Source organism: Arsukibacterium sp. (assembly GCF_036735525.1).
In the GTDB taxonomy this organism is placed as follows: Bacteria; Pseudomonadota; Gammaproteobacteria; order Enterobacterales; family Alteromonadaceae; genus Alishewanella.
In genome coordinates, this window is record NZ_DAINOE010000001.1 from 55,948 (window position 1) to 77,993 (window position 22,046).

General features: G+C 49.4%; 23 protein-coding genes. 4 read left to right on the plus strand and 19 right to left on the minus strand.

Annotated features, from left to right (window positions below; all coding sequences use genetic code 11):
• The 13 genes from V7D78_RS00275 to trmJ all read right to left on the minus strand — a co-directional run bounded on the left by V7D78_RS00275 (position 1) and on the right by trmJ (position 11,801).
• Positions 1-900 (minus strand): RodZ domain-containing protein, encoded by a 900-nt coding sequence (locus V7D78_RS00275; RefSeq protein ID WP_333606414.1) that lies wholly within the window; start codon positions 898-900, stop codon positions 1-3.
• On the minus strand, positions 897-2,978 hold the full coding sequence (gene pilW / locus V7D78_RS00280; RefSeq protein ID WP_333606415.1) for a type IV pilus biogenesis/stability protein PilW: 2,082 nt from the start codon (positions 2,976-2,978) through the stop codon (positions 897-899). Before pilW ends, V7D78_RS00275 begins: the two co-directional genes overlap by 4 nt.
• A 15-nt stretch (positions 2,979-2,993) precedes the next feature.
• A complete protein-coding gene (locus V7D78_RS00285; RefSeq protein ID WP_333606416.1) occupies positions 2,994-4,121 on the minus strand; it encodes a bifunctional tRNA (adenosine(37)-C2)-methyltransferase TrmG/ribosomal RNA large subunit methyltransferase RlmN in 1,128 nt (375 codons plus the stop codon).
• A gap of 145 nt (positions 4,122-4,266) precedes the next feature.
• Positions 4,267-4,698: a nucleoside-diphosphate kinase gene (ndk, locus tag V7D78_RS00290; protein WP_333606417.1), complete on the minus strand. Its 432-nt coding sequence runs from the start codon at positions 4,696-4,698 to the stop codon at positions 4,267-4,269.
• A 133-nt stretch (positions 4,699-4,831) separates the two neighbouring features.
• Positions 4,832-5,170 (minus strand): ISC system 2Fe-2S type ferredoxin, encoded by a 339-nt coding sequence (fdx, locus tag V7D78_RS00295; protein WP_333606418.1) that lies wholly within the window; start codon positions 5,168-5,170, stop codon positions 4,832-4,834.
• Between the two features lie 3 nt (positions 5,171-5,173).
• Positions 5,174-7,030, minus strand: a complete 1,857-nt coding sequence (gene hscA, locus V7D78_RS00300) for a Fe-S protein assembly chaperone HscA (RefSeq protein WP_333606419.1) — start codon at positions 7,028-7,030, stop codon at positions 5,174-5,176.
• An 8-nt stretch (positions 7,031-7,038) separates the two neighbouring features.
• Positions 7,039-7,563: a co-chaperone HscB gene (hscB, locus tag V7D78_RS00305; protein WP_333606420.1), complete on the minus strand. Its 525-nt coding sequence runs from the start codon at positions 7,561-7,563 to the stop codon at positions 7,039-7,041.
• A gap of 29 nt (positions 7,564-7,592) precedes the next feature.
• Positions 7,593-7,916: an iron-sulfur cluster assembly protein IscA gene (iscA, locus tag V7D78_RS00310; protein WP_333606421.1), complete on the minus strand. Its 324-nt coding sequence runs from the start codon at positions 7,914-7,916 to the stop codon at positions 7,593-7,595.
• 6 nt (positions 7,917-7,922) lie between these two features.
• Positions 7,923-8,306 carry a Fe-S cluster assembly scaffold IscU gene (gene iscU, locus V7D78_RS00315; protein ID WP_333606422.1) on the minus strand — a complete coding sequence of 128 codons (384 nt, stop codon included), beginning with the start codon at positions 8,304-8,306 and terminating at the stop codon, positions 7,923-7,925.
• A 34-nt stretch (positions 8,307-8,340) separates the two neighbouring features.
• The gene (locus tag V7D78_RS00320; RefSeq protein WP_333606423.1) at positions 8,341-9,555 is read right to left on the minus strand and encodes an IscS subfamily cysteine desulfurase; all 1,215 of its coding nucleotides are present in this window, start codon (positions 9,553-9,555) and stop codon (positions 8,341-8,343) included.
• Positions 9,556-9,574: 19 nt separating this feature from the next.
• Complete coding sequence (gene iscR, locus V7D78_RS00325; protein WP_333606424.1) at positions 9,575-10,057, minus strand: Fe-S cluster assembly transcriptional regulator IscR; 483 nt, start codon at positions 10,055-10,057, stop codon at positions 9,575-9,577.
• Between the two features lie 149 nt (positions 10,058-10,206).
• Positions 10,207-11,016 carry a serine O-acetyltransferase gene (gene cysE / locus V7D78_RS00330; protein ID WP_333606425.1) on the minus strand — a complete coding sequence of 270 codons (810 nt, stop codon included), beginning with the start codon at positions 11,014-11,016 and terminating at the stop codon, positions 10,207-10,209.
• A 5-nt stretch (positions 11,017-11,021) separates the two neighbouring features.
• Positions 11,022-11,801, minus strand: coding sequence for a tRNA (cytosine(32)/uridine(32)-2'-O)-methyltransferase TrmJ (gene trmJ, locus V7D78_RS00335; protein ID WP_333606426.1), 780 nt, complete (start codon positions 11,799-11,801; stop codon positions 11,022-11,024).
• Positions 11,802-11,980: 179 nt separating this feature from the next.
• Between trmJ and V7D78_RS00340 the strand changes: the two genes are divergently transcribed.
• From V7D78_RS00340 to V7D78_RS00350, 3 genes are all read left to right on the plus strand, one after another.
• Positions 11,981-12,817 (plus strand): class I SAM-dependent methyltransferase, encoded by an 837-nt coding sequence (locus tag V7D78_RS00340; RefSeq protein ID WP_333606427.1) that lies wholly within the window; start codon positions 11,981-11,983, stop codon positions 12,815-12,817.
• Between the two features lie 25 nt (positions 12,818-12,842).
• Positions 12,843-14,135 (plus strand): phosphoribosylamine--glycine ligase, encoded by a 1,293-nt coding sequence (gene purD / locus V7D78_RS00345; protein ID WP_333606428.1) that lies wholly within the window; start codon positions 12,843-12,845, stop codon positions 14,133-14,135.
• 117 nt (positions 14,136-14,252) lie between these two features.
• Complete coding sequence (locus tag V7D78_RS00350) at positions 14,253-16,022, plus strand: ExeM/NucH family extracellular endonuclease (protein WP_333606429.1); 1,770 nt, start codon at positions 14,253-14,255, stop codon at positions 16,020-16,022.
• Here the strand turns inward: V7D78_RS00350 and V7D78_RS00355 are convergent.
• The gene (locus V7D78_RS00355) at positions 16,019-16,411 is read right to left on the minus strand and encodes an MAPEG family protein (protein WP_333606430.1); all 393 of its coding nucleotides are present in this window, start codon (positions 16,409-16,411) and stop codon (positions 16,019-16,021) included. The two genes, V7D78_RS00350 and V7D78_RS00355, sit on opposite strands and share 4 nt — an antisense overlap.
• Positions 16,412-16,574: 163 nt before the next feature.
• Here V7D78_RS00355 and V7D78_RS00360 point away from each other — a divergent pair, with 163 nt between their 5' ends.
• Positions 16,575-17,471 carry a phosphoribulokinase gene (locus V7D78_RS00360; RefSeq protein WP_333606431.1) on the plus strand — a complete coding sequence of 299 codons (897 nt, stop codon included), beginning with the start codon at positions 16,575-16,577 and terminating at the stop codon, positions 17,469-17,471.
• A gap of 27 nt (positions 17,472-17,498) precedes the next feature.
• On the opposite strand, the gene speD is transcribed toward V7D78_RS00360, so the two are convergent.
• The 5 genes from speD to astA form a co-directional block, all read right to left on the minus strand.
• On the minus strand, positions 17,499-18,305 hold the full coding sequence (speD, locus tag V7D78_RS00365) for an adenosylmethionine decarboxylase (RefSeq protein WP_333606432.1): 807 nt from the start codon (positions 18,303-18,305) through the stop codon (positions 17,499-17,501).
• Between the two features lie 94 nt (positions 18,306-18,399).
• Positions 18,400-18,825 carry an OsmC family protein gene (locus V7D78_RS00370; protein ID WP_333606433.1) on the minus strand — a complete coding sequence of 142 codons (426 nt, stop codon included), beginning with the start codon at positions 18,823-18,825 and terminating at the stop codon, positions 18,400-18,402.
• A gap of 103 nt (positions 18,826-18,928) precedes the next feature.
• Positions 18,929-19,279, minus strand: a complete 351-nt coding sequence (locus V7D78_RS00375) for a DUF3802 family protein (protein WP_333606434.1) — start codon at positions 19,277-19,279, stop codon at positions 18,929-18,931.
• Between the two features lie 124 nt (positions 19,280-19,403).
• Positions 19,404-20,873, minus strand: coding sequence for a succinylglutamate-semialdehyde dehydrogenase (astD, locus tag V7D78_RS00380; protein WP_333606435.1), 1,470 nt, complete (start codon positions 20,871-20,873; stop codon positions 19,404-19,406).
• Positions 20,874-20,933: 60 nt separating this feature from the next.
• Positions 20,934-21,950 carry an arginine N-succinyltransferase gene (astA, locus tag V7D78_RS00385; RefSeq protein ID WP_333606436.1) on the minus strand — a complete coding sequence of 339 codons (1,017 nt, stop codon included), beginning with the start codon at positions 21,948-21,950 and terminating at the stop codon, positions 20,934-20,936.
• Positions 21,951-22,046: the final 96 nt, after the last annotated feature.

Consider the following 22,046-nt stretch of genomic DNA (forward strand, 5'->3'; position numbering starts at 1 on the left):
CTACTCTTGTCCGGGAAGGCTGAAACGGGCGACCCTGCCACCGGGCAGCGCCGACATATCAAAAGGTTGACGATTTAATTCAATGCTGACCACACTGGGATTACCCAGGGTGATTAAAAACGGTGCCTGACCAGTCAGTTCCATCACATAACCGGCTTGCTTAGTACCATAGGCCACACGATTACCGGTGGCATCTACCACATCTATCCAGCAATTATCATTAAATCGCATTAAGAGACGGTCGACAGCTAATTGGTCCTGACTGCTGAATTGTTCGGCTTGCTGCCAATCACCTGCCACACTTGATATGGCTACTTCTAACGATTCAGTCAATTGCTCAGTTTCAGTGGCAACCTCAGAAACTTCGGTAAATTGCTGGACTGAATGAGTGGTCAACGTTTGATCCGATTCAACTAGCGTTTGCCGCTGCTGCACCTGTGGCGGCATTGCTTGCTGCTGCACCTGGTCCTGTTCAATAGCGGCTTGCTCCAGACTACCCTGCTGCATACTTTGCCAACCCCAGACCAATAACGATAAAATCAACAGACCAATAATGGCGTAGGTTAACCACATAAAGCGGTTTTCTGTGACTTGATTGGCCGTGCGGTTAGAGAATGTCTGCATGGGTTTCGCTTTTACTGCAGGCACAGCATTCGTTTGCTCTAACGCTTGTATCACCTCACGTTCGGACAATTTTAATAAACGAGCATAGGCTTTTACATAACCACGGGTAAAAGTAGGCAATGTTGCTGCATCGGGTTGGTCCTGCTCAATTTGCTGCAGTACTGATACCCTAAGATTTAACTGCAGTGCCACCTGTTCCAGGCTAAGTTGTCTCTGCTCCCGGGCCTGACGCAACAACTGACCCGCCGTCAGGACAGTGTATTCAGGTTCGCTCATGGTTCGATACTTTCCGGATCAACCAGCCAAAGTTTTTGCCCAACCCTTAACCGGCTACTGTCCGTCAGGTTATTCCAGGCCATAATACGATCAAGCCGGATATTATACTGAAAAGAAATAGCAAACAGCGTTTCGCCCTCAGCGACCTGATGAAATGGTGAATCTGGTGTTATTTGTTGCTGCTGTGGTCTGGTCTCAACGTTTACCCGTTCCCCACCCTCTGCTAACCATATTTTATCCCCGGCTTTAATTCGTGCTTCAGGAGTTAGCTGGTTCCACTCCATTAAGCGGGCTAAACGTATATTATGCTGCACCGAAATGCCATATAGAGATTCGCCAGCGGCCACAACGTGGTAGGGCAGCGTTTCTAAGTCAGACAGTTCAGTTACCAGCTGAGGCTCTGTTGCTGGCTCGGTATCAGCATCTGTTTCAAAAACCGTTTCTGGCGTTGCAGTGGTGTGTACTGAAGCCAGTATCGTTTCTTCAGGCAAAGCCGGACGCACCTGGGCGGCTTGCACCGCCTGCTGTTGCGTTGCCGCCTGTGCAGCCAATTCTTCGTCACTCAACTGGCGAATAGTCGGTTGCAGCTGATAGCTTGGTGGCGCATTCGTCGCATTTTCAGTAGTGGCAGCGCCAAGCTCAGCGGCAGTGACGCGGCCAGCAACTTGCTCGCCTGTTTGCTGAACAGGGAATTGTTGAGCATCATTGGCAGGCTCAATCACTGCCTGCTGCTCAACTGTAGCTTCCTGTGCATTAACCAGCGCTTCTGCCGCCAGTAGCTCCGCTTCGGTTAATTCTCTGATCACCGGTTGCATCACATAAGTCGGATTTACTGTAGCGCCATTGCTTTGCAATGTGCCATCAGTTGTTTCAGCCTGGGTTGCCGGCTGAGGTTGAGCGACAACTATGCGCCCGGCTTCTTGTTCTGCAGGTGGCAGGCTATTTACAGGTTGCGAAACCACAGGCGTTGAGGCACTGCTCAAACCTGAAGCAATAGCACTGGCAGAATGGCTTGGGGCAGCAACAACCTGCTCTGCTACCGTTACTGCCGCAGTAGCGTTTTCAGTTGCTGGGGTAGGACGCTGAGCGCGACGACGCACTGGCTCTGCAGGCGTGCTCTGTGCGGAAGCCTGCTCACTGGCAATTTGTTCCGGGCTTTTACGTCGAACGACACGCATTTGCGGGTTGGCCACGGCGGGTGTCGGCTCACTGCGGTTAAAGTCGGCCGGCATGACAATATTGGCCATCAGGCTTTCTTTGTATTGTTCACGTAACTGCTCAAACTCACTGTCCAGCAAACGCTTTTGCAGAAGTAAACGGGCTTCAGCACTGTCAATGTATAAGGTCAGCAATAATTGTTCGGCATGCTTTTGCGTGGCAACATCACCCTGTTTTTCTGCCACCAGATAGTTTAACAGGGTGCTGCGTGCCGACACCCGGCCCAGTCGCTGAATACGCTGTAATTCAGTTTTCGCACCGACATTATTACCCATAGCATAATGCACCGAAGCTAAATTCATCAGTGACGTGATGCGGGTAGCATTGTGCGCAACTGACGATTCCAGATAGACACGGGCTTTATCAAAACCCCGCAGCTCTAACTGACACAGCGCCAGGTTTTCATAACTTTCAGCTACCCGGATATACCCAGGGCGCGAAATAGCAGTTAACAGCAACCTTTCGGCTTCTTCATACTTACCAATCTGACATAAAAAGGCGCCATAGTTGTTGTAGGCATCCGCATTGTTATTGTCTTTAGCAAGTGCTTGTTTATAAGCGGCTTCGGCCTGAACGTTTTCGCCAACTGTCTGAAAATAAAATGCCAGTGCGCTATAGACTTCAGGTAAATTGGGAGCAAAGCTGCGTGCCCGTTCCAGGTTATATTTTGCCTGAGTCGTATCACCACGACGTAAATAGTTCAGGCCAAGCGAGATACGGGTACGGGCCGCTTCAGTATTATCAACGGCGCGTTGTCCAACCTGCCGATCACTGCCGACATAACTGCTTTGTGAGACGCAACCACTTAGGCCGATAAGAGCAATAAGCGTTGTTGCAACGGAATATTTCTGTAATAACACTGGCCATCCTTTGAGTTATTGCAGCGTTTTTACCAGTATTTCCTGGCCTTTTTGCTGCTTTTTAATCAGCCGTTTTGTACGGTCAATAACATCGCCTACCAGCTGACCACAGGCCGCGTCGATATCGTCGCCCCGGGTCTTTCTTACCATAACGGTAAAGCCGTGTTCCTGCAGCACCTTATTAAAGCGATCGATGCGCGAATTGCTTGACCTTTTGTAAGGTGAACCCGGGTAGGGATTGAAGGGTATCAGATTAATCTTTGACGGCGTATCACGCAAGGCTTTCGCTAATTCATGCGCCTGCTCCATGCTGTCATTGATCCCTTCAAGCATCACATACTCTACTGTGACCTTATCATTGGCCTTAGAGTTCTCAACATATCGTCTGGATGCCGCTAAAAATTCTTCCATCGGGTATTTTTTATTCACTGGTACCAATTCGTCGCGCAGAGCATTGTTAGGCGCATGCAACGAAATAGCCAACGCCACATCAATCCGCTCCCGCAACAAATCTAAGGCTGGTACCACACCTGAGGTACTTAAGGTAACACGGCGCTTGGATAAGCCAAAGCCATAGTCTTCCAGCATCAGCTCCATTGCCGGCACCACATTATTCAGGTTTAACAGTGGTTCGCCCATACCCATCATCACCACATTGGTCACCGGTTTTTCACCGGTATCACCATAGCTGCCGATGATTTGCGACACCCGCCATACCTGGCCGATAATTTCAGATACCGACAAATTGCGGTTAAAACCCTGCTGGGCGGTGGAGCAAAAAGTACAATCCAGCGCGCACCCCACCTGGGACGACACACAAAGGGTGCGGCGGTCTTTTTCTGGGATCCAAACGGTTTCGACTTCCTGCCCCCCGGCTAAGCCCATGACAAATTTAATGGTGCCATCGCTACTGTCCTGACGGCTAACCACCACCGGCGCTTTAATCACGGCCAGCGTTTTTAACTTGTCTCTGAGTACTTTATTGATATTGGTCATTTTATCGAAGTCATCGACGCAATAGTGGTAAATCCATTTCATGACCTGATCGGCACGAAAGGGTTTTTCCCCGAGTGACACAAAAAATTCCTGCATTTGCGCGCGGGTAAAATCTAATAAATTCACCTGATTCTCTGACTTACTCATACCCTGACCACTCCTGCTGACATCTATCAATAACACACTACGTAAACTTCATCTGACTGGCTAAGACAAAAAAGGGGCTGACGCCCCTTTTGTTTCAGCTGTTGTTTTACGTTAACCTCGTTAACGCTAAACCTTGCCACCGTAATTAACGGGTACGGCTACACAGCTCAGCTTCAGTAAAGAAGTAAGCAATTTCACGGGCCGCTGAAGCGGCAGCATCTGAACCGTGAACTGCGTTTTCATCGATGCTGTCAGCATAATCAGCACGTAAAGTACCGGCTAGCGCATCTTTCGGGTTAGTAGCACCCATGATTTCACGGTTTTTACGTACCGCATCTTCACCTTCTAACACCTGAACCATTACCGGGCCAGAGGTCATGAAGCTCACTAACGCTTTAAAAAATGGACGCTCTTTGTGCTCAGCATAGAAGCCTTCAGCTTGTTCCTGGCTTAAGTGTAACATTTTAGAGGCAACGATCCGCAGACCTGCTGATTCAAAACGGTGATAGATAGCACCAATCAGGTTTTTAGCTACAGCATCAGGTTTGATGATCGAAAAAGTACGTTCTAAGGCCATGTCAGGCTCCTGTCGTTAAAGGGTTAAAATTTTGAGGCGGCAAATTATACGCTAAATGCAAAAAAAAACCTACTTAGCCCGCTTTTTTAGTAGGTTTTTAATGCAATAACATAGCCTGCGTAAGATAACGCCGTTAATGACCTTCGCTGACCATATTGACGGTATATTTAGGGATTTCCACCACCAAATCTTCATCAGCAATACGAGCCTGACAACCCAGCCGAGATTCCGGCTCCAGCCCCCAGGCTTTGTCCAGCATGTCATCTTCTAATTCATCGCTGGGCGCAATCGAATAAAAGCCTTCACGTACTATGACGTGGCAGGTAGTACAGGCGCAGGATTTCTCACAAGCATGTTCAATACTAATGCCATTACGCAGCGCCACATCCAGCACGGTTTCGCCGCGCTCGGCTGGCAGTGCTGCCCCCTCCGGGCAAAGTTCAGCATGGGGTAAAAATACAATTTGTGGCATAACTTAAACCTCGTCTACCTTATGGCCTTGCAAGGCTAACCGGATTGATTTATCCATACGACGAGCGGCAAACTCATCAGTTAGCTTATTGGTTATTTCAATAGCGGCCTTAATGGCTGCGGTATCGTCTTGTTGCCGCACCTGCTTTAGCTGTGCTAAGGCCGCGGTAATATCGGCCAGCTCAGCGGCATTTAATAAGGCAGCATCAGCATTAAGCGCTACCCCTACGGCATCCAGCACCCGATCGGCTTCTACTTGCTGCTCACGCAATAAACGTAACTGCATATCTTGTCTGGCGTATTGCATAGAACCTTTAATCATCTGCGCAACCTGATCATCCGTTAAGCCATATGAAGGCTTAACCTGAATACTGGCCTGCACACCGGTAGATTTTTCTTCAGCACTGACGCTCAGTAAACCATCAGCATCTACCTGAAAAGTCACACGAATATGGGCGCCACCGGCAGGCATTGGCGGAATGCCACGCAGTTCAAAACGGGCCAGTGAGCGGCAATCATCCACCAACTCGCGCTCACCTTGTAATACATGAATAGCCATTGCTGTCTGGCCATCTTTGAAAGTAGTAAATTCCTGCGCGCGGGAAACCGGTATCACCGTATTACGAGGGATGATTTTTTCGGTAAGGCCGCCCATCGTCTCAATGCCCAACGACAGCGGGATCACATCCAGCAACAGGGTATCGCTATCAGCTTTATTACCCACCAGAATATTGGCCTGAATTGCCGCGCCTAAGGCCACCACTTTGTCAGGATCAATAGTGGTTAACAGTTCTGAACCAAACAGGGCGTGAACTTGCTGACGTACTAAAGGCACCCGGGTAGAACCGCCAACCATCACCACAGTGGCAATATCTTCAGCGCTAAGGCCTGCATCACGCAGGGTTTGGTTACAGGCTTTGAGGGTTTTACGCACCAGCGGTTGAATTAACGCTTCAAACTGACTGCGGCTAATGCTGCCGCTAAGTTGTTGCTGATCCGCACTAAACTGATAGGACACTGACTCCTGGCTGCTTAGTTGCTCTTTCAACTGCCGGGCCTGCTGCAAATATTGACGCCGGGCACTATGGCTAAGTTCAGTCTGCTGATGCTGCGCTTGAATATAACTGACCAGCATCTGGTCAAAATCATCACCACCCAGCGCCGAGTCACCGCCAGTAGCCAGCACTTCAAATACGCCGCGTTGCAGGCGTAACACCGAAATATCAAAGGTGCCACCGCCCAGATCATAAACGGCAATCAACCCTTCCTGACCAGAATCCAGGCCATAGGCCAGGGCTGCGGCGGTGGGCTCATTTAATAAACGCATTACATTCAGGCCGGCTAATTTGGCCGCGTCCTTGGTAGCCTGACGCTGAGCATCATCAAAGTAGGCGGGTACCGTAATCACCACCCCGGTCAGTTCCCCCCCCAGGGTTTCACTGGCAGTATTGGCCAGGGTGGCCAGAATTTCTGCTGAAATTTCAACCGGGTTTTTCAGGCCCTGTACCGTTTTAATCGCGACCAAGCCTTGCTGCTCAGCCAGCTGATAAGGCAAAGGCTCTGCGAGTGCCAACGTCTCCTGATAGCCTTTGCCCATTAAACGTTTCACTGAAACGATAGTATTTTCTGCATCGGTAACGGCAGCAGCCTGAGCCTGACTGCCCACGACAACAGCATCAGCCAGATAGCGTACCACTGAGGGCAGCATCTGCTCACCTGCCTGGTTGGCTAGTGTACTGGCCTGGCCGCTGCGTACAGTGGCCACTAAAGAATTAGTGGTACCCAGATCAATGCCTGCTGCCAGCTTATGCTGATGCGGCGCGGCGCTTTGTCCTGGCTCGGCAATTTGTAATAAGGCCATAATGGAATTCAGTCTTGTAGTTGCTGTTCAATTAACTCCAGCTCTTGCTGCAGTTTGAAGAAAAATTTAAGTTTACGCACCAACTCTGCAGCCTGCTGATGCTGCTCTGGCGTATCTTCATCCAGCGAGGCAGCAAGCTGACGCAACAACTGCTTTTTATGTTGTTGCAGCTCAGCTTCAATCGCATCAATAGCGGCATCCGGATCCGATTGTTGTGTAATCTCTGCCAGTTGCTCACGCAGGCTCATTTGCTGCATTAAAAACACCGGATCGGTAAAACTACGTTGCTCATGGCTGATTTTTAAGCCACGCAATGCCAATAAATGCTCAGCCCGCAACAAAGGTTGCTTCAGGCTGTGGTAAGCATCATTAATGTTGGCGGTTTGTTGCACCGACAACAGCTTGTCACGAGCCGAGCCGGCAGCAAAATTATCCGGGTGAAATCGCCGCTGCAATGCCAGATAACGCGAGCCCAGTTCGGTGACATCCAGCTCAAAGCGCTCTGGTAAATCAAATAGCTGGAAATAATTCATCTGGCGCCAACCTTAGTGCAATCGGGGGATTAAACGGTAAAGCTCTCGCCACAACCGCACTCGCCATTGACATTCGGATTTTTAAACTGAAAGCCTTCGTTCAGGCCTTCTTTTACAAAATCCAACTGAGTGCCATCGATATACACCAGGCTTTTTCCATCGACGATCAGCTTTAAATCCTGATGTTCAAATACTTGATCATCATCGTTCAGCTCATCGACAAATTCCAGCACATAAGCCAAGCCAGAGCAACCGGTGGTTTTTACGCCAACGCGTAAGCCCAGCCCCTTACCTCTGTTTTGCAAAAACAGCCGTACCCGCTCTGCCGCGGCACTGGTCATCGAAATTGCCATGCCGCACTAGCCCCCGTGTTTTTGCTTATAGTCAGCAATGGCTGCTTTAATGGCATCTTCTGCCAGAATAGAGCAGTGAATTTTTACCGGAGGTAATGCCAGCTCTTGCGCAATATCGGTATTTTTAATTTGCTGAGCTTCATCCAGGCTTTTGCCTTTAACCCATTCAGTAACCAGTGAACTGGAAGCGATAGCACTGCCACAACCATAGGTTTTAAATTTGGCATCTTCAATGATGCCTTCAGCACTGACTTTTAACTGTAATTTCATGACATCACCGCAAGCCGGTGCGCCAACCATACCAGTAGCAATAGTTGGGTCATCTTTATCAAAAGAACCAACGTTGCGCGGATTTTCGTAGTGATCTATTACTTTATTGCTGTATGCCATAATCTTTTACCTCAAATGCGTCTTTGTTTGGTGGTTAATGTGCCACCCAGGCCACTGAATTTAAATCAATACCGTCTTTGTACATATCCCACAGCGGTGACATAGCGCGTAATTTATTAATAGCGTCATGCACAATCTTAATGGTGTGGTCAATTTGCGCTTCAGTGGTAAAACGGCCGATACTAAAACGAATAGAGCTATGTGCCAGTTCATCATTTAAACCCAGCGCACGTAACACATAAGACGGCTCTAAACTGGCAGAAGTACAGGCTGAGCCTGATGAAACAGCGATGTCTTTTAGCGCCATTATCAGTGACTCACCTTCAACATAGTTAAAACTGATATTGGTAATCCCCGGCACGCGCTGCTGAGCATCGCCATTTAAAAACACCTGCTCGATATCTTTAATGCCATTCCATAAGCGATCACGCAGCACAGCAATGCGCTCACGCTCCGCAGCCATTTCTTCTTTTGCAATGCGAAAGGCTTCACCCATTGCCACAATTTGGTGGGTCGGCAGAGTGCCAGAACGCATGCCGCGCTCATGACCGCCACCGTGGGTTTGCGCCTCTAAACGAATACGCGGTTTACGCCGCACATAGAGGGCACCAATGCCCTTAGGACCATAAGTTTTATGGCCAGAGAACGACATTAAATCGACTTTCAGGCTTTGCAGATCAATATCCACTTTACCGGTGGCCTGTGCCGCATCAACATGAAAAATAATGTTTTTACTGCGACATAATTCGCCAATAGCAACAATATCCTGCACGACACCGGTTTCATTGTTAACAAACATAATGCTGATAAGGGTGGTGTCCGGGCGAATCGCTTGCTCAAGCTTAGCCAGATCGATCAAGCCGGTGGCTTCAACTTCCAGATAACTGACCTCAAAGCCTTCGCGCTCTAACTGGCGCATGGTATCCAGTACCGCTTTGTGCTCTGTTTTAAGGGTGATCAGATGTTTACCTTTTTTATGGTAAAACTGCGCCGCACCTTTTATCGCCAGGTTATTAGACTCGGTGGCGCCTGAGGTAAACACGATTTCCCGAGGATCGGCTTGCACTAAATCGGCAATTCGACTGCGGGCAATGTCTACTGCTTCTTCTGCCTGCCAGCCAAAACGATGCGAGCGCGAGGCCGGGTTACCAAAGCCACCATCCAGTGTCAGGTATTGCATCATTTTTTCCGCCACACGCGGGTCTACCGGGGTGGTCGAGGCATAATCCAGATAGATAGGTAACTTCATCTTGTGCTCCGTTTAGCGCTTACAGCTGGCAACTGATTTCAATATCAGTCGCCGGATTTTTTACATTTCGGCTTTGCTGTTGCTTAGCAACCTGCCGCACATCTTGCTGGTTAACCAGTTCGCCTAAGCTGATACTGGTAAGAAAATCTTCGATACGACGGCTTAAATCACTCCACAGCGTATGGGTTAAACAACGTACACCACTATGGCAATCTGACTTGCCCTGACAGCGGGTTGCATCTACCGATTCATCTACCGCCGCGATCACTTCTGACACAGAAATAAGATTGGCCGCTTTACCCAGCTGGTAACCACCACCTGGACCACGTACACTACTGACTAAACCATGTTTACGCAGACGGGCGAATAATTGTTCAAGATAAGACAACGAAATACCCTGACGCTCAGAAATATCTGCCAGCGGTACTGGCCCTTTAGCAGTATGCAGTGCCACATCCAACATGGCGGTAACCGCATATCGGCCTTTTGAGGTAAGACGCATAAAAGGTTCCTTTGGCAAGGCCTGAGTGAATAGCAGCTATTGTACATTCCTGACTATTTTAGTCAAGTATTAAGCCGAGTGTTTTAGTCAGGTATTACCGCTATCCCCTACCATAATAGGGACTAGCAAAGCGTTTTTTATGTCAGACGTTAAATACCCGGATCAAAAGAGTCCACTTCTTTGCGGCGTAATTCAGCAGCACGCTGCTCTGCCTCGCGGAACTCCTGCTCAGCAATATTCACTGCGGGCAATTCTTCACAAACATTGCCGCCTAATTCATTAACACTGTGACAAAGCTCAGCTACTTTGCCATCCAGCATATGCAAATGGTCAAGCAAACTGCCGATGGCATTAGCCACAGGATCAGGATTGTCCGCAGCAACGGCATAGGCATCAAAGCCGAATTTTTTCGCCAGTTGCTGCCGTTGCGCAGATACTGCAGCATCGGCTTTCGCCACTACCCGTCCGGGAATACCAATAACAGTAGCACCGGGCGGCACATCTTTTACCACTACCGCATTAGAGCCTACCCGCGCCTGCTCACCTACAGTTAAGGGCCCCAGCACTTTGGCGCCGGCGCCAATGACAACACCATTGGCCAGAGTGGGATGGCGCTTACCAGGGTTCCAGCTGGTACCACCGAGCGTCACCCCATGATAAAGAGTACAATCATCACCAATTTCAGCAGTCTCACCAATCACCACGCCCATGCCATGGTCTATAAAGAAACGACGGCCAATTTTAGCGCCAGGATGAATTTCTACCCCCGTAAGCCAACGCGCAACCGTACTTAAAAAACGCGCCAGCCATTTCCAGTCAGCGCGCCATAGCCTGTGGCTTAAGCGATGCCACCAGATAGCATGCAAACCAGGGTAAGTGGTTAATACTTCAAAGGTGCTGCGGGCTGCCGGATCCCGCTCAAATACACTTTTGATATCTTCTTTGATACCAGCAAACATCGCCATTACCCCTTGTGAGTATTGTCGTTATCAGGTAACTGCACCGCAGTTTGTGTACTCTGTTCTGCTTTTTGCAGCCGCAGCAAGGACGTTAACATGCCACGTAAAATATTGTACTCGGCTTCTTCAGGGCGGGCCCGGGTAAACAGGCGCTTGAGTTTGGTCATCACTACGCCCGGATGCTGTTTAATAATAAAACCGGTATGTTGTAATGCCGCTTCAAGATGCTGATAAAAATTTTCCATCTGCAGCGCTGAGGGATAACGCACCGTATCGCTTTCAGGCGTCGGTTCACTATTAGCTAATGCCGCCATTCTGACTTCATAACAAAAAACCTGCACTGCCATCGCCAGATTAAGCGAACTGTATTCAGGGTTCGCATCAATACAGCAATGAAACTGGCATAGCTGTAACTCTTCGTTAGTTAGGCCGCTGCTTTCACGACCAAAGACTAAGGCCACCGGTTGTTGCTGACTTTCCATAATAGCTTTTTCAGCGCACTGTCGTGGATTGAGCATGGGCCAACTCAAGGTGCGACTGCGGGCGCTGCTGCCAACGACTAAGCCACAATCAGCTACGGCACTGGCTAAATCGTCAAATAACTGTGCTTTAGCCAAAATATCACTGGCACCTGCAGCCAGTGCATAGGCCTGGCCATCAGGTTCGGATTTAGGTGCTACTAAGCACAGTTGGGATAAGCCCATGGTTTTCATGGCGCGGGCCACCGAACCTATGTTACCGGTGTGGGTCGTTCCCACTAATACCACTTTGATCTGATCTAACATTTGGCCATCCCACTAAAAAGGGCTGGCATTCTACCATAGCAAATCACAATTGTTGATTGAAATTTAGCAGTCTAGCCACCTAAAAATTATACTTTAATCTTAGCTTATCTGGCAAAATCGCTGCAATGTCAGCGCCTTTTTGCTAGACTAGCCGTTCACTTCATCAGAGGTTTTACCCTATGAAAACAACTACCCTGTTATCTGTCGTCGCCTTATTAGGCTTAACCGCCTCACTCTGCACTGTGCCACGTGCCCTGGCCGCTAACGAGGAGCTAGAGCAAGCCGCTACTCATCATGTGCGTACTGAGCAAAATAAAGCACGGGATCAATACCGTAACCCAGTTGCTACGCTGGCGTTTTTTGATGTCACCCCTCACAGCAGCGTTGTAGAAATTTCTCCCGGCGCCGGCTGGTATACTGAAATACTGGCCCCCTTGTTAGCCGCACATGGCAATTTATATGCTGCGCATTTCCCGGCCGATACCACATCAGAATATGGCCAGCGCGCCAGGGCCAATTTTGTTACTAAGCTGGCCAGTGATCCTATATACCGCAAAGTACAGCTCACTGCCTTTGCCCCGCTGGCGGGCGTCGAAGTGGCACCAGCAGGCAGTGCCGACGTGGTTTTGACCTTTCGTAACCTGCATAACTGGTATATGGCCGGCGGTGAAGAAGCCATGCTGCACGCCTTTAACAACTTTTATACGGCGTTAAAACCCGGTGGCGTACTGGGTGTGGTAGAGCATCGCTTACCCGAGTCCCGCCTGGATACTAACTGGACGCGCAGTGGCTATTTTCCGCAAAGTCTGGCAGTAAAAATTGCCGAGCAAGCTGGTTTTGTGTTCGAAGCCAGCAGTGAGATTAATGCCAACCCTAAAGATACCGCTGATCACCCTAATGGCGTTTGGACTTTACCGCCGTCTTTGCGGGTAGGCGATGCTGATCCAGAGATTTATAAGGCCATTGGCGAGAGTGACCGCATGACCTTAAAGTTTCGTAAACCTTTAGCACAATAAACTTGTCAAACAAACGGAAATCTGAATGAAAGTAATGGTAATTGGCGGCGGTGGCCGCGAGCATGCACTGGCCTGGAAAGCGGCGCAATCGCCGTTAGTTAGCAAGGTGTTTGTAGCGCCCGGTAATGCCGGTACTGCCCGTGAGGGTAACTTACATAATGTGGCTATAGCCGCTGATGACATAGACGCCTTGTTAGCCTTTGCTAAAAGTGAGCAAATGGACCTGACCATAGTTGGCCCGGAAGCCCCACTGGCTAAAGGCGTGGTAGACACATTCCGCGCCAACGGCCTGGCCATTTTTGGCCCGACTCAGGCGGCAGCACAGTTAGAAAGCTCTAAGGCCTTTGCTAAAGACTTTTTGGCGCGTCATCACATTCCGACCGCCGCTTACCAGAACTTTACCGAAATCAGCGCCGCTAAAACTTATGTGCAGCAGTTAGGCACCCCTATCGTTATTAAGGCCGATGGTTTGGCCGCCGGTAAAGGCGTGATTATCGCCCAAACTGAAGTTGAAGCCTTTGCCGCAATTGACGATATGCTGTCAGGGAATAAATTTGGTGATGCCGGCAGTCGGGTAGTGATTGAAGAGTTCCTCAGCGGCGAAGAAGCCTCTTTTATTGTCATGGTCGATGGTGAGCATGCTCTTGCCTTTGCCTCGTCACAGGATCATAAAGCCCGTGATAATGGCGATAAAGGCCCCAATACAGGCGGTATGGGCGCCTACTCACCGGCGCCGGTGGTCACGCCAGCTGTACATGACTGGGTGATGCAGCAGGTGATTTATCCCACCGTGCGCGGCATGGCGGCAGAAGGAAATGTGTTTACCGGTTTTTTATATGCCGGCCTGATGATAGCGCCGGACGGCTCAGCTAAAGTACTGGAGTTTAATTGCCGCTTTGGCGATCCGGAAACCCAGCCGATAATGCTGCGACTGGACTCAGATCTGGTGGCACTGTGTCTGGCAGCGGTTAAAGGTAGACTCAACAGCACTGACATTCAGTTTAAGCCTCAGGCAGCAGTAGGTGTCGTGCTGGCCGCCGGTGGCTACCCGGACAGCTATGCCAAAGGCAAGGTTATTCATGGCTTGGATGACATTAACAGTGACAGCGCCCGGGTATTTCATGCCGGCACAGAATTACTGGATGGTCAGGTGGTTAGTAATGGTGGCCGGGTACTTTGCGCTACGGCGCTGGGGGAGAACGTCACGGCCGCTCAGCAAGCCGCCTATCAATTGGCCAGCAAGATAAGCTGGCAGGATATGTTTTACCGAACCGATATAGGCTATCGTGCTATTGCCCGTGAGCAACAGCAGCCTTAACCAGACTGTCATCTTTGCCGGTTACATTAGTAAAAATTAACGATTTTAAATCGAAACAAAAAGGTGCTGCGGCACCTTTTTTACTCTGACGTTGTATTAGTAAATGGAATCAACACTATGCTGCGTGTTTCCCTGTTATTGCTATTATTGATGCTAACCGGCTGCCAACGTGCAGCCTTACATTGTGATACAGCCTTTACTCCTATCGCCACTATTCAGGGCATAGGCGAGACCAGCCCTTTGCTGGGCAAGCAATTAATTACCCGTGGTGTGGTTCTCAGTGCTATATATACTGACAGCCCTAAACCGGGCATAGTGCTGCAAAGCCTGCAAGCCGATAATGACCCACGCACCGCAGAAGGCCTGTTTATCAGCCTGACTGAACCCGAGCGCTTTAGCCATGGAGAGGTATTACTACTGCAGGGCACCGTTGCGGAAATAGATCAGATGACCTCGCTGGTTGATGTCAGCTTAATCGAGAGCTGCGGTACTCACTCTGTTACCCCGCAGGAAATAAGCCTGCCGCTGCCTGCGGAACTGAATTGGGAAGCACTGGAAGGCATGTGGCTGCGCTTTATTCAGCCATTGGTGATCAATGATACCTATCAGCTGGGACGTTATGGTGAAATTTTGCTGGCCGATAAACGCCTGATGGTCCCAACACAGGTGGTGTTGCCTGGCGAGCCAGCCAGACAGCGGGCACTTGCGCAAGAGCGGCGTTCTGTGGTGCTGGATGACGGTTTATGGCAACAAAACCCAGATCCCTTGCCAAGCCCTTTTAATCTGCTCAGCGCTGTCACCCCCATTCGACTTGGTGACACTCTGCAAAATGTTGAAGGCATTTTAGTGCAAGACCAACGTGGTTTCCGCTTAGTCCCTACCCAAACTCCGCAACTGGTACAACGTAATCCCAGACCGGCACCACCGCAAGCAACAGCCCCCAGACAACTTAGAGTCGCCAGCTTTAATGTGCTGAACTTTTTCACCGGGGCTGATCAGCCAGAGGCCTTCCCTACCCGTCGCGGTGCCCGCTCTATGCAAGAATTAGCTCGTCAGCAAGCTAAACTGGTCAGTGCCATACTCTTAATGGATGCCGATATTATCGGCTTAAATGAATTGGAAAATAATGGCTATGACAATGGTAGTGCTATTGCGACGCTGGTAGCCGCACTGAACACCCAGACTGAACGGCCTTACGCTATAGTGCGCACCAATGAAACCCCGGGCACCGATCATATCAAAGTGGGCATTATCTACCGCCCGGATACAGTGCAAACGGTAGGGCAACCGGCAACACAAACCCAGGCTCCCTTTCATCAGTTACACCGGCCACCGGTTGCCGCCAGCTTTAAACATCGCTTTAGCGAGCAACCGCTGACGGTGGTGGTTAATCATTTTAAATCTAAAGGCAGCTGCCCAAGAGAAAATGCGGCTTCTGCCGCTCTACAGGGTGATCAGGGTGATGGCCAGGCATGTTGGAATGCTGCCCGGCTAGAAGCCAGCCAGGGCTTGCAACAATGGTTGCAAAGCAACCCTACTGGCATAAACAGCAACTATCAACTGCTACTGGGCGACTTAAACACGTATCGGATGGAAGACCCTATCCGTTATTTGGAGCAAGCCGGCTGGCACTATCTGTCGAGCAGTGAAGCCGAATATTCCTATACCTTTCGTGGCAGAAGTGGCTCTTTAGATCATGCGCTGGCCAGTCCGGCACTGGCTGCTCGCTTAGCAAAAGTGACCCACTGGTCAATAAATGCAGACGAAGCCGTGTTACTGGATTATAGCAGTCGCTTTAAACCGGCTTCGCTCGCAGCAGCACTCTATGCCGACAACCCCTTTCGCTCATCTGATCACGATCCTGTGATTGTCAGCTTACAGTTTTAAAGCGCCTGAATGGCCAGTAGCAACATGCTGCTGGCCATCACCATCCCCAGCAGCCAGGCAATAGAGCGGGCACTGGCCCAGTCAAACCAATAGCAGATTAGATAGGCGATTCTGGCAGCAACAAAACCCCAGGCTAACCAGATAACCGTAGTGGTGACTAAACTGGCCGCCACTACCGCCAGCATCGCGGCCAGATACACCGCTAAGGCTTCAAAACAATTGTAGTGAGCAGCATTACAGCGCTGACCAAAGCCGGTTAAGCGCGATTGTTGTTGCCGCGGGTAATGATTGTCATAGCCGCCAGCACGGTGCATCGCCCACACCAATGGTGCCTTAGCGATAAAGGGTAACAACGCAACAATAAATAACGTGGTTAACAAAGTGGCCATCGGTGATTGTCCTTTAGATCGGGTGCAATATTAAACGCCGTGCCCCAGCCGGCCGATCAGTAAGAGTAACACTATATCATCGCTTTATTGCTGAAGAATAACAGTTGCACCCTTGGCGTGGGTTGTTTTATGGTAAGAGTCCATTTTTTACAGGCGGCTGTGTATGTCACATAAAAATCCCATTATTGCCATTACCGGCTCTTCAGGTGCCGGCACCACCACGACGACCATCGCCTTTCAGCACATCTTTCGGACTTTGGGTATAGATGCCGCCTTTGTCGAGGGCGATTGTTTCCATCGCTTTAGCAGGCCGGAAATGGATTTGGCCATTCGCAAAGCACAGGAAGCCGGTAAGTACATCAGTTATTTTGGCCCTGAAGCGAATGATTTTGGCGCGCTCGAAACCTTTTTTGCCAGCTATGCTGAAACCGGCAGCGGCCGTATTCGCCATTATTTGCATACCTTTGATGAAGCCGTACCCTATAACCAACTACCCGGTACCTTTACGCCCTGGCAGGATTTAAGGCCCAATACCGATTTGTTGTTTTATGAGGGCCTGCATGGTGGAGCCGTAACAGAGCAGCACAATGTGGCGCAGCATGTTGATTTACTAATCGGCATGGTGCCGATAGTCAACCTGGAATGGATCCAGAAAATTATCCGCGACACCTCAGAGCGCGGTCATAGCCGTGAAGCCGTGCAAGCCAGCATAGTACGCAGCATGGATGATTATATTAACCATATTACGCCGCAATTTTCGCGCACCCACATCAACTTTCAGCGGGTACCGACAGTAGACACCTCTAACCCGTTCAGTGCCAAAGATATCCCGTCGCTGGATGAAAGCTTTGTAGTGATCCGCTTTCGTGGCATTAAGCATGTCGACTTCCCGTATTACCTGAGGATGATCCACGGCTCTTTTATGTCGAGGGTGAATACGCTGGTGGTACCGGGGGGCAAAATGGGTTTGGCGATGGAGCTGATTTTAACGCCACTGATAGAAGCTATTATGGTCAAGCGGCGACAGGCGCGTGGCCAGGTAGACTGGCTTGGCAACTAAAACGGGGCCGCAGCCCCGTTATATTGCTTACTTCATTTCTGGCAGATTACGGCCATAGAAGATTTCGCGGATTTCTTTAAAAACTTTTTTACTGACTTCTTTCTGTTCATCAGCTGGCATGCTATCGGTGCCCACACCAAACAAGTAGTTATTCAGGTTAGCTTCTTTAAGCATCATCTTGGTGTGAAACAGATTTTCCTGATAGACATTCACATCAATCATCTGGAAAGCTTTTTTGGTATCGCCATCCATAAAGTTCTGAATAGAACTGATCGGGTGATCAATATAATGCTTGGTACCGCTGATATCACGGGTAAAGCCACGCACCCGGTAATCGATGGTCACCACATCAGATTCAAAACTATGAATAAGGAAATTCAACGCTTTCAAAGGTGAAATAATGCCACAAGTTGATACTTCAATATCTGCGCGGAAAGTACAAATACCATCATGCGGATGGACTTCCGGGTAGGTATGCACACAGATATGGCTTTTATCTAAATGCGCTACTACCGTTTCTGGCAATGGGCCTGGGTTTTCAGAGTTATCCGGATCGACCAGAACCGGCTCTTCACTGACCAGAATAGTGACACTGGCTCCTTGTGGATCATAGTCCTGACGGGCGATATTCAGTACATTTGCGCCAATAATATCTACGACTTCGGTTAAGATATCAGTAAGGCGATCAGCATTGTACTGCTCGTCAATATACTCAATATATTCTTGCCGGTGTTGCTCGGTTTTGGCATAACAAATGTCATACAAACTGAAACTGAGGCTTTTTGTCAGGTTATTAAAGCCGTGCAGCTTTAATTTTTCAAAAGGCTTGACCACTTTTTCATCTCTCCAGTACAGGTGACATCATGTCACTGCAGTGCCCGCTAAATACATTGTCTGTATAGGCAGGCTTTATGTGTCAGAGCAGGCGTTAACTCTCAGCGCCTTGCTCTGGCGCGATAACACTGAACGAGTGCGTTACTTCAACACTTTTCGCCAACATTATAGAAACCGAACAATATTTTTCCGCGGATAAATCCACCGCCCGAGCCACCTGCTTTTCATTCAGGTTAACGCCGGATACTTCAAAGTGCAGGTGCAGCTTGGTAAAGACTTTTGGTATGGTCTCAGCGCGCTCTGCCGTGAGCTTAACCTGACAAGCGATGACCTGCTGCCGGGCTTTTTTCAAAATGCCGACCACATCCACTGACGAACAAGCGCCGGCAGACATCAACAGCATTTCCATCGGGCTTGGCGCCGCACTGGTGTCGCGATTTGCATCAAACACCACCGCATGACCGCTGCCCGAATGACCGATAAAGGTTAAGTCATTAACCCAACTGACTGTGGCTTGCATGAGCAGGCTCCGTCTAAAAATAAGGCGGGTATTTTACGTAAAAGCGGGGCGGGTAGCTAGCAGAAATGCCGTTAAATTGGCTGTTAATACATTTAATCGATGCTTAATCCAATAAATCGGCAACAGCGCTGTCAAACAGGTTTTTTATCAGCAAGGCGACTTCGTTAAGCAGCTCCGCCTGGGCAGGGGTAGCCGGCTGCTCCAGTACACTGGATAATACTTCCTGAAAATCATACATAATGCCATCTACTTCGCGGATAATCATTGAGCGATGATTCACTTCCAGTTCAGTGTGTTGAGTGCAAAGGGTAATAATTTGCTCTGCAATGCGTTCTTCGAGCAATTCACCAATACTTTTAGCATCAGGTTGACTAGTGTTGGCTTCCGTAAAGAGGGCCAGGTGTTCAGTCAAAAACTGGATAAGATGCTCGTAACCGGGTTTATCCGTGACCATAATAACGCCATACCTTAAGTGTTTAACTAGCAGCCTGCTTAACCATAGCCGTATTTAAGCAAAATGTCGCGAGGAACACAAATCGGGGCCGTAGCCCCGATCATGTTTTTACTAAGAAGAGAGATTAAAATTGCAGGCCAGGTGACAATTGCTCAGGCAGTACCACCTGTTCCAGCTCTACAGACGCCACCGGATAAGCACAGTAGTCCGCCGCATAATAAGCGCTGGCTCGGTGATTACCGCTACTGCCGATACCACCAAAAGGCGCTGCTGAACTGGCACCGGTAATAGGCCTGTTCCAGTTAACAATACCCGCGCGAATTCGCCGGAAAAAGTGCTGATACAATTCGGCGCTGTCGCTGAGTAAGCCTGCAGATAAACCAAAACTGGTATCATTGGCAGCATCAATAGCGGCATCGAAGTCATTAAAACGGAACACTTTTAACAGCGGACCGAAATGCTCTTCATCCGGGAAATTTTTAATAGCTGTGCAGTCCAGAATACCTGGCGATACCAGACCGGTGTCGGATTTTAAGTGTTTAAGTTCTATCAGCACATCGGCACCGGCAGCAACCAACTGCTGCTGTGCTGCTACCATGCCTTTAGCCGCTGCGACAGAGATCATTGAGCCAAAAAACGGCTGTGGATCGGCATCATACAAGCCTACCTGAATATTACGGGTGACTTCGATTAAGCGGCTGAGGATGGCATCCCCTTGAGCACCCTGGGGTAAAAATAATTTACGGGCGCAGGTGCAGCGCTGACCGGCAGAAATAAAAGCCGATTGCACAATATCATGTACTGCCGCATCAAGATTACTGACATCCTGTACGATAAGCGGGTTATTACCGCCCATTTCCAGCGCCAGAATTTTGTCTGGGCGGCCAGCAAATTGCTTATGTAAATAATGGCCGGTGCGTGAGCTGCCGGTAAAAAACAAGCCATCAATACCATTATGGCTGGCAATGGCTTTACCGGTATCAACTTCACCCTGTAACAAGTTTAATACGCCGGCCGGCAAGCCAGCCTTTTGCCATAATTGCACGGTATATTCGGCGACCAGTGGTGTTAATTCTGAAGGCTTAAACAACACCGTATTGCCCGCCAGCAAGGCTGGCACTATATGACCATTTGGCAAATGCCCCGGGAAATTATAAGGGCCGAATACCGCGACCACACCATGGGCTTTGTGGCGAATAAAGGCACGGCCTTGCGGCATCGGGTTTTCTTTAACACCAGTGCGCTCTTCATAGGCACGTACAGAAATATCAATTTTACCGATCATGGCTGCCACTTCAGTGCGGCTTTCCCACAGCGCTTTACCGGTATCACGGGCAATACACTGCGCCATCTGCTCTTTATTGGCACTCAATTGCTCTGCAAAGTTTTTAACAACAGCCACCCGCTCAGCAAAAGATAAATCGCCCCAGCTATACTGAGCAGCTCTGGCCGCCTGAATGGCCTGATCGACTTGCTCAGCTGATGCGGCTTCGCCTTGCCAGACAGGCTGGTTTTTGGCCGGATCCAGCGATACAAAGCTGTGGCCTTCGCCTGACAGCCACTCGCCATTAATAAATTGCACCTTGTTCGTCATGCTTACCTCAAATTATATGCGGCCTGAAATGAATACGACTTCATTAGTGTCAGACCGGCGTTAAATGCGACTGAGCCTGACCCAATCACCGGCAGACACCTGTAACGCCTCGGCAAACGCCGCTGGCAGTGTTACCTCTTCACTTTGTTCGCTCAGTTCCAGGTTTAACCAACTGGCCCGGAAATTAGCAATATCCGTATTGCAAATTAAGTACGGCTGGCTGCCTCTCACTTCACCAATCCTCACTTTTAGCCGACGACTATAGCGGATTGAGCGGATATGCTCCACCCTGGCTTCTACTGTTGGGCCGGCATCAAAAATATCCACGTAGCCGCGGTTAGAAAAACCCTCTGATTGCAGCAAAGCTAAAGCGGGTCGGGTTTTCTCATGCACTTTACCAATCACCTGCTGCGCCTGCTTACTTAGCAAGCTGACATAAATCGGATACTTGGGCATCAATTCAGCAATAAAAACCTTTTGGCCAATACCGGTCAAATAGTCGGCGGTGGGGAAATCGACTGAGAAAAAGTGTTCCTGCAGCCACTGCCAAAATGGTGAATTGCCATGTTCATCAGACACACCGCGCATTTCAGCAATAACCCTGTCAGCAAAACGCTCGGCAAACTCGGCCATAAATAAAAACCGGGTTTTTGATAATAAGCGACCATTGTTTTTTTCGCGACGGTTTTCACGCAAAAATAAGGTGCATAGCTCACTGACTCCGGTGTAATCATTACACAATGTCAGAATGTCGACTGTTTTATACACTCCCAGTGAACGGGAACTGTGTACCACCTTACCCAGATGGTAATGATAAAAGGCATCATCCAGTCCTACTGCAGCCTCTAAAGCACTGGTACCACAGACTTCTCTACTCTTTACATCTTCCAGTACAAACAAATAGCCTTCATCACCGGGGGCGGTCACCTTTTTGGCAAAGGATTGCTCTGAGCGGCTGATTTTTCGCATCAGCAGCTCATCGTTCACCGGCAAAGACGTAAAACCATGCCCTGATTCTACCGCCATCTGGTAGAGAGCCTGGTAATCATCCGCACGGATTGGGCGAATCACCATCATGGTCGCTTGCTCCATTTTTGCTTTATAACCTTACCGGGACCGCAGCCCCGGAATGCTTCATTGTTCGCGGTCTTTATGCCGCTGTATGCTTATTAA